Here is a 7,770-nt window from a genome sequence, read left to right on the forward strand (position 1 = left end):
TCGTATATCTGCTGAACGGCTCCAATCTCAACATGCTGGGCAAGCGCGAGCCGCATCTGTATGGCACGACCACGCTTGCCGAGGTGCAACAACGCGTCGCCGGGCTGGCTGACGAATTGCGGATCGACTGCGATTTTCGTCAGACCAACAGCGAGGCCACGATGGTGGACTGGCTCCAGGAAGCCTTTGAAAAGAACGCCGCCGTGATCATCAATCCGGCCGGATTTTCCTTTGCATCCGTACCTGTGCTTGATGCCGTCAAGCTGATTCAGCGGCCGGTCATTGAACTGCACATCACGAATATCCACGCGCGCGAAGAGACGCATCGCCATTCGATCATCTCGCGGGCGGCCACGGGCGTGATCTGCGGGCTTGGCGTTGCCGGCTACACATTGGCGCTTCGCGCCATGGCCGACGCATTGCGGAGCTAGTCCCCGGGCTGGACATCGTGTTGCCGCACCGCCATGATTCCATTGCGGCCAACCTCCACGGGAGCCAGCCATGACGTCCACGCTCCGACATGCCCTGTGCTTACTTCTCAGCACCTGCTGCCTCATCGTCGCCGCGTGCGGCGGGGGCGGCGAGGTCGAAGTGACCACCGGTGACGGCACGCCCGGCACCCTCTCCATCATCATCTCGGGCCTGCCTGCGGGAACGCCCGCCAACGTCACGGTCACCGGCCCCGGCGGCTACCGGCAGACTGTGGGGCAATCGACGACCCTGGGGAACCTGCAAGCGGGTACCTATACCGTGACCGCGGCCAGCGTCATTAAAGGTTCTGTCTCGTTCAGGGCGCAACAACCCGTCCAGACGGTGATGGTGGCGGCAGGTACCGCGCCGGTGGCTGGCGTGGTCTACGCCTCATCCGAAGTCACTCCCATGGCGCAGGACCAGATGGCCGACGGCCTTGTCATGCAGTGATTTCTGACGCGCCAATATGCTGTTTGGCTAGCTCCTTTCCTGCGGACACCGGAAAACCGCACGATCGGGAGCGGCGGCATGCCTTATAATGCAGCTTCCTTAGGTCAAACCCCGGCCCGCCGCCGCCAGACTGGTCAGCGCGATGTGGCCTGCGCAAGCGATGAGTAAGCCAGTTCGGCCGCCAATCCGGCCCTGCTGCAGCGGCTTACCGCCCGCACGGCATCGTATCGCAGTGTCCCGCACTGACCGCCCAGTACCGGGCGTCCTCTACGCCAGAGCAAGAGCACGCCGCCGAAATCGCGCCCCAGCCGTCTGATCGACTTCCCGTCTGATCGGCGCCGCGGCCGTCCAACATCCCGATCGTCGAGCCTGGCAACGCGCCGTCTGGCGAACCAGGGCCATCCACGGAAAAGTGCCCGATTGCCTGCCCGGCTAGCCGATCTGCAGCTTTTTTCTCTTATGAGCAAACTCCCCAAGCTCGCGCTGAGCCTTGTGCTGATTGCGCTATTCCACCTGAGCCCGGCCGCGCTGCCGGCAGCCGCCGCCGATACCGTAAAAAGTACGGATGCCCAGCTCGCAACGTCACTTTCGCATGCCGAGGCCGTCGCTGAACTGAAGAGGCTCCAGACAGAACAGGACCGTATCAAGCAGCTGGCGTCGGCCGCCACGAGCAGCACGCAGCTCGAAGGGCTTGACAATGACATCAAGCAACTGGCGGGCGACGTCGACAAGCTGACCGCGGCACTGCTGCCCGAGCGTGCGCAGTTGCAGGCACAGCTCGATGTGCTCGGCCCGGCGCCCGCCGCCGGAACGACGCCGGAAGCACCTGCCGTGGCGCAGCAGAGGGCCGAACTCAACGCGCGCAAGACGCAGCTGGACAACGGACTGAAACAGGCGGCCGACGACAAGGAGAACGTAGCCAACCTGAACGGGCAGATCGCCAAGCTGCAGCGCAGCCTGCTGAAGAACCAGCTGGCGCTGCGCTCGGACAGCATCCTGAGCGCGCAGTTCTGGATGCCGTTGTTCAAGCCGACACCGGAAGACCAGCAAAGGCTAAGTGCATTCAAGGACCAGGTCGTCCCGTTGTGGCAACTGGCCTGGCAGCCGGGTCAGCAGGCTGTCACCACCCTCCTCGTACTCCTTGCGCTGGCTGTCTGGCTGATCGGCCGCCGGCTCATCGAGCGGGCTCTCGCGTGGTTCTGCCTGACGCGATTGCCGGAGTCCCGCCTGCGGCGCAGCGCGCTCGCACTGGCGACAGCCCTCGCAACCGTCGTGACGACGGCGGTCGCGGTGCAGATCATCTGCTTCGCCTTCACCCGATACTACGAGCCGCCGCCCCAGTTGCAAGACCTGATCAGCGAACTCGGAAAGCTGACGCTGACCAGCGCGCTGATTTCCGGCCTCGGCCGGGCGCTGCTATGCACGCGTCATCCGTCATGGCGCCTGCCGGCACTCGCCGATCGGGTCGCGCTGGCGATGAGCCCGTTCCCCGCTGTGCTCGCCGGCCTGTTGCTGCTGGCCGGCACGCTCGAGCAACTGAACCGGAGCGCCGATACCAGCCTGCAAGTCACGCTGTCGGGCCGCGGCCTTGTGTCGCTTGTCGTGGTCCTGGCAATCGGCGCGGCGCTGCTGCGCGCCAACCGCGTGCGCACCCTGCTCTGCGCGGCGGGAGAGCAGCCCGAGGCGCGCTCCACGCTGGCCGGCATGATCCACGCTGGCGTGACGATTACGGTGATCGCATCGTTGTTCGCCCTGCTTATTGGCTATATCACTTTCGCGCGCTTCCTGACCTACGAACTCGTCTGGGTCGATATCGTCCTGTGTAGCCTGTATCTGCTGACGCAACTGACACGCGACGTCTGCGAGTGCGTGTTCTCGTTGCATCATGCGAGCGGCAAAGTCATCAAGCAGCTGTTCGGCCTGGGGGACAGCCATCTCGAGCAGGCGTCGACTGTGGTGTCGGGCATCGGCACGAGCCTGTTGCTGCTGGTCGCGGTCATTGCCTTGCTGACCGGCGGCTTCGGCACGACACCGAGCGATCTGTTGAACAGCCTGCTCACGGTGCTCGGCGGAGAGAAGCTGCGCCGGCTCAATATCATGCCCGACCGGATCCTCAGCGCGGCCATCGCGCTGTCGGTTGGCATCTACCTGCTGCGCTCGGTACGGCGCTGGCTGGATGCGGAGCTTTTGCCCAAGGTATGCATGGAGCCGGGCTTGCGGGTCTCGCTCGTTACGCTGTTCAGCAATATCGGCTACGTACTGATCGTATTGCTGACCTTGTCGCTGCTGGGCGTCAAATGGGACAACCTCGCGTGGATCGTCAGCGCGCTGTCGGTCGGGATTGGCTTCGGCCTGCAGGAGATCGTCAAGAACTTCGTGTCGGGGCTCATTCTCCTGACCGAGCGTCCGGTGAAGGTCGGCGACATGGTGAGCATCGGCGGCGTCGAGGGCGACATCCGGCGCATCAACGTGCGCGCGACGGAAATCCAGTTAGGCGACCGCTCCACCGTGATCGTGCCGAACTCGCAGCTGATATCGCAGAACCTGCGCAACGTGACGATGAGCAATAGCACGCAAGGTGTGGCGACGCTGCAGCTGACGTTCCCGTTGAACATCGACCCCGAGCATGTGCGCGATCTGCTGCTGGAGGCTTACCGCGAAAACATGGCGATTCTCGACAAGCCCGCGCCGTCCGTCACGTTCAGCCAGCTGGCATCGAACGGGATCACGCTGAGCGTGACGGGCTACGTAGGCAGCCCGCGGATCGCCACGGAAACAAAGAGCGACCTCCTGTTCGAGATCCTGAAGCGGCTGCGCGCGGCCGACATCTCACTGTCGGTGCCACAAACGCTGAGAGTGCAAAACCTGCCTGCGCTGAACGCCTGATACCGCCGGCGCCATCGGCCTGCCGCACCGTCAGGCCGCGCCCTCCCCATGCGACTTGTGCTGCGAAGCCATCTGTTCCTGCTGGGCGGGCGGCACGGGTTCATAGTGACTGAGCTGGATCGTGTAGTTGCCGTGTCCGCCCGTGATGCTGTTCAGGCGTGACTGGTAGTCGTTGAGCTCGGACAGCGGCACCTGCCCCGCCACGACGACGCTGTTGCCAGCCGCCGTACGCGTGCCGCGCACCTGTCCGCGCTTGGCGGAGAGGTCGCTGATGATGTCGCCCATTGCCGTTTCCGGCATCGTCACCTCGATATCCACGATCGGCTCCAGCACGCTCGGCCGCGCCTTGAGCACAGCATCGATAAAGGCCTTGCGCCCGGCGGCCGCGAACGCCACTTCCTTCGAATCGACCGAATGGCTCTTGCCATCGAACACGGTAACGCGCACGTCCTGCATCGGAAAGCCGGCCAGCGGCCCGCTTTCGAGAACCTGGCGGATACCCTTTTCAACGGCGGGAATGAACTGCCCCGGAATCGCGCCGCCCTTGACCGCGTCGACAAATTCGAAGCCCGTGCCGCGCGGCAGCGGCTCCACGCGGAGCAACACCTCGCCGAACTGGCCGGCACCGCCGGTCTGTTTCTTGTGGCGGTGGTGCCCCTCGGCCTTGCCGCCGATGGTCTCGCGATAGGCGATCTTGGGCGGCCGCGTCACCACCTCGAGCTTGTACTGGTCGGTCAGGCGTTCGAGCGCGCAGCGCAACTGGAGCTCGCCCAGGCCAAGCACGACGGTTTCATTGGTGCCGGCCGGATGCTCGATGCGCAGGCACGGGTCTTCCGCGCCGAGTTTCTGCAGCACTTCCGACAGGCGCTGCTCGTTGCCGCGCCGCGCCGGTTCGATCGCCAGGCCATAGATCGGCTTCGGAAAATCGAGCGGGACCAGGTGGATGTTGCCGTCCTCGCTGGCATCGTGCAGCACGGCATCGAAGGCGATCTCGTCGATCTTGGCCACCGCGCAGATATCGCCGGGTCCGGCCTGCGGCACTTCGACGCGCTCCTTGCCCTGCAGCATCAGCAGATGCGCGATCTTGAAGGGCTGGCGGCCGTCGCCGATATAGAGCTGGCTGTCGCGCGAGACGGTACCCTGGTGGATGCGAAACACGGCCATTTTGCCGAGATACGGGTCCATCGTGATCTTGAAGACATGCGCCAGCACATGCTTGTCGGGCACCGGCTCGGCGCGAACGGCGACGCGGCGCTCGCCTGCCTCACGGTAGAAAAGCGGCGGATTGCCTTCGGTCGGGTTAGGCAGCAGGCGCACAAACACGTCGAGCAGTTCCCCGATGCCGGCGCCGCTGGCCGCCGACGTGAAACAGATCGGCACCAGGTGGCCTTCGCGCAGCGCCCGCTCGAACGGCGCATGCAACTGCTCCGGCGCGATCGCCTGGCCCTGCTCCAGATAGAGCTCCATCAACTCGGGATCGATCTCCACGACCTGATCGACGAGTGCGTCGTGAGCCGATGCAACGGACAGGAAGTCCGCCGCGCCGGCGGGACTGAAAAAGCAGTCGGCGACCTCGCTGGCGCGCCCCGCCGGGAGATTGATCGGCAAGCACTCTTTGCCGAAGGCCTCCTGGATGTCGGCCAGCAGCGCGGGCAGATCCGTCTTTTCCTTGTCGATGCCGTTGACGATGATCATCCTGCACAGCTTGCGATCCTGCGCCCAGGCCATCATGCGCCGGGTCGTCATCTCGATGCCCGTCTGCGCGTTGATGACGATGGCGGCAGTCTCGACTGCCGGGAGGACACTCATCGACAGGCCGGAGAAATCGGGATAGCCGGGCGTATCGAGCAGGTAGATGCGGGTGTCGCGATAGTGCAGGTGCGCGACCGCGGAGGTGAGGGAGTGGCGGTACTTGCGCTCGAGAGGATCGGAATCGCAGACCGTGGTGCCGCGCTCGATACTGCCCGGGAGATGCAGCGCGCCTCCCTTGTGCAGCAGCGCTTCGACCAGCGAGGTCTTGCCGCACCCCGCGTGCCCCAGCAGGGCAATCGTACGAATTGCATCGGGACTATAAAGCATGGCGCGCCCTCGTCCGGCAATGTCAGTTAGACCATTATTGGCGATAGGGGCCGGGAACACCATATGGGGTGAAACCCGCGCCGGGCCGGCGCGGTGGCGATGCAAGCCGTGCAGTGGAATCGGCCGGCGGCGCGAGTGCCGCACGCCTCACCCGCAGCGTATCGGAAGGTACGTCCACACCCCACGATACGCAAAAATGGGGATTACCCGTCGCAAAATTTCCCGTTTCCGTAGGGGCGCCTGAGTTGCGTGCGGTCGGGCACGGCATTTGGCGCGCAACGCAGGTTCGCGTCCGCGGGAAACGGCAACAAGGAGAGAGGCCATGCGTTGGTTCAACTCGAGATGCTCTGAATCCGTTCGTCGCGCGGCTTTGTTCGCCCGTTGGGTGGTGTAAGACAAGAGCCCGCCGCCACATCCTGCGGAAGCATTAATCAAAAAATAGATTGCATTTTCCCACGATTGCGATATAGTTCTGCCCTCGCGTGCGGCTGTAGCTCAGTTGGATAGAGTACTTGGCTACGAACCAAGGGGTCGTGGGTTCGAATCCTGCCAGCCGCACCACCTATTTGTTTGAAGGGCTTCCAGTTATGGAAGCCCTTTTTCATTTCCCACAGGCCGGGCCAGGCCTATGCCCCGCGCAGGCGGTCCAGATTCTGCTGCACGAGGAGTACGTCCGTCACGATACAGTTCATCTCGTCATGGTTTGCCGTGAGCAGGCTGGCCCAGGAAACCTTGCCGGGCGCGACTCCCGCGTCCGCGGCGTAGGCGCCCAGGGCGCCAGGCGCCACCAGCGCCGCGTAGCAGACTGCGTGGTGATGGCAGAGAAGATCATCCCTGATCGCCGGGCCAACAGACGGAATGTTCGGGTTGGGGAATGTCAACACGTCCCGGAGCGATCTGAAGCCGGCAATCTCTTTCGGCAGCTTTGGCACGGCGTCAAGCGCGTGGTTGATCACGATGTAGTTATCAACCCTGCTCTGGAAGTCATCCGCGAAGCCCTGGTCCCCAGGCCGCGGCGATGCAAAGAGACAGGCCGCCAGTTTGTCACCGCCGATACCCGCCTTCGCCAGGCCTAGCGTGAGATAGCTTGCGATGGCCGCCCCCAGGCTATGCCCCGTGACGACCAGCTTGTTGCCGTTTGCCACGTTCATGAGGCTCGGAAGCAGCGGTTGGGCGTCCCCCGCGTTATCGGCGGCCAGGAACTGCATGGAAGTGAATATGCTCGAGAAACCCAGTTCAACCTTCCCGGCGGTGGTGATGGACGGTACCCCGACCAGTTCGCACTCTGCGTTGACCAGCCACTCAAGCAGACTGGCCGTACCCCGGATGACGACGAAGTCCGTGCCGGCACCGAATGGCTCCTTCAGGACGACACCGTAGCAAACCCTCTCGGCCAGTATGTGCATGCGCCGGTCCAGCCCGAGCAGCACATCGCTTGCCACCAGGTAGCCGGCCACGGCCTGCGCCGCAGCCAGCCGGGCAAACAGGGAATCCTCAAGCGCCGATGGCCTGAGACTGGCGCTGCTATCGCGGCAAGCGTTGAACACGTCCGCTATCAGCAGCGCAAGCTCGCCGACCCTGTCAATCTGCAGGCCACACTCCTGAAAGATGATCTCTTCGTCAGTCATCGTGGCACCCCCCGTTTGCCGACGGGCACCACGCACTCATTGTGCGAGCGCCATCGTGCAGTTCGCGACCATCATCTTGGCTGGGACCGGAGCCCTGCCACACGCCCGAATGCGATTACCTTTCCACCCCGCACATGTTTTCCAAAGACGACGAACGTGGAGATTGCGGACTATCTCTAGCGTAGCCTACGGAACGGGCGGCATTGGTGGCGAGTGCGGAGTCCTTGTCCAAGGCGCGGAACACCCGCCCCTATAC

The 7,770-nt window shown here is 63.9% G+C and carries 5 protein-coding genes and 1 tRNA gene; 4 read left to right on the forward strand and 2 right to left on the reverse strand.

Annotated elements, in window-relative coordinates:
- The 3 genes from CF70_RS29445 to CF70_RS29455 all read left to right on the forward strand — a co-directional run.
- Positions 1-431: type II 3-dehydroquinate dehydratase (locus CF70_RS29445; RefSeq protein ID WP_035873822.1), on the forward strand; the 431-nt coding region annotated here is incomplete at its 5' end.
- A gap of 70 nt (positions 432-501) precedes the next feature.
- The gene (locus CF70_RS29450) at positions 502-921 is read left to right on the forward strand and encodes a hypothetical protein (RefSeq protein ID WP_035873740.1); all 420 of its coding nucleotides are present in this window, start codon (positions 502-504) and stop codon (positions 919-921) included.
- 459 nt (positions 922-1,380) lie between these two features.
- Complete coding sequence (locus tag CF70_RS29455) at positions 1,381-3,807, forward strand: DUF3772 domain-containing protein (protein WP_035873747.1); 2,427 nt, start codon at positions 1,381-1,383, stop codon at positions 3,805-3,807.
- 30 nt (positions 3,808-3,837) lie between these two features.
- On the opposite strand, the gene fusA is transcribed toward CF70_RS29455, so the two are convergent.
- Entirely contained in the window at positions 3,838-5,886 is a 2,049-nt protein-coding gene (fusA, locus tag CF70_RS29460) for an elongation factor G (RefSeq protein ID WP_035873757.1), read from the reverse strand.
- 484 nt (positions 5,887-6,370) lie between these two features.
- Between fusA and CF70_RS29465 the strand changes: the two genes are divergently transcribed.
- Positions 6,371-6,447: transfer RNA gene (locus CF70_RS29465), tRNA-Arg, on the forward strand.
- A 65-nt stretch (positions 6,448-6,512) separates the two neighbouring features.
- Here CF70_RS29465 and CF70_RS29470 read toward each other — a convergent pair.
- Positions 6,513-7,514 (reverse strand): lipase family protein, encoded by a 1,002-nt coding sequence (locus CF70_RS29470; RefSeq protein ID WP_035873765.1) that lies wholly within the window; start codon positions 7,512-7,514, stop codon positions 6,513-6,515.
- Positions 7,515-7,770 lie beyond the last annotated feature (256 nt).

The sequence above is a fragment of the Cupriavidus sp. SK-3 genome (assembly GCF_000611145.1).
GTDB lineage: Bacteria > Pseudomonadota > Gammaproteobacteria > Burkholderiales > Burkholderiaceae > Cupriavidus.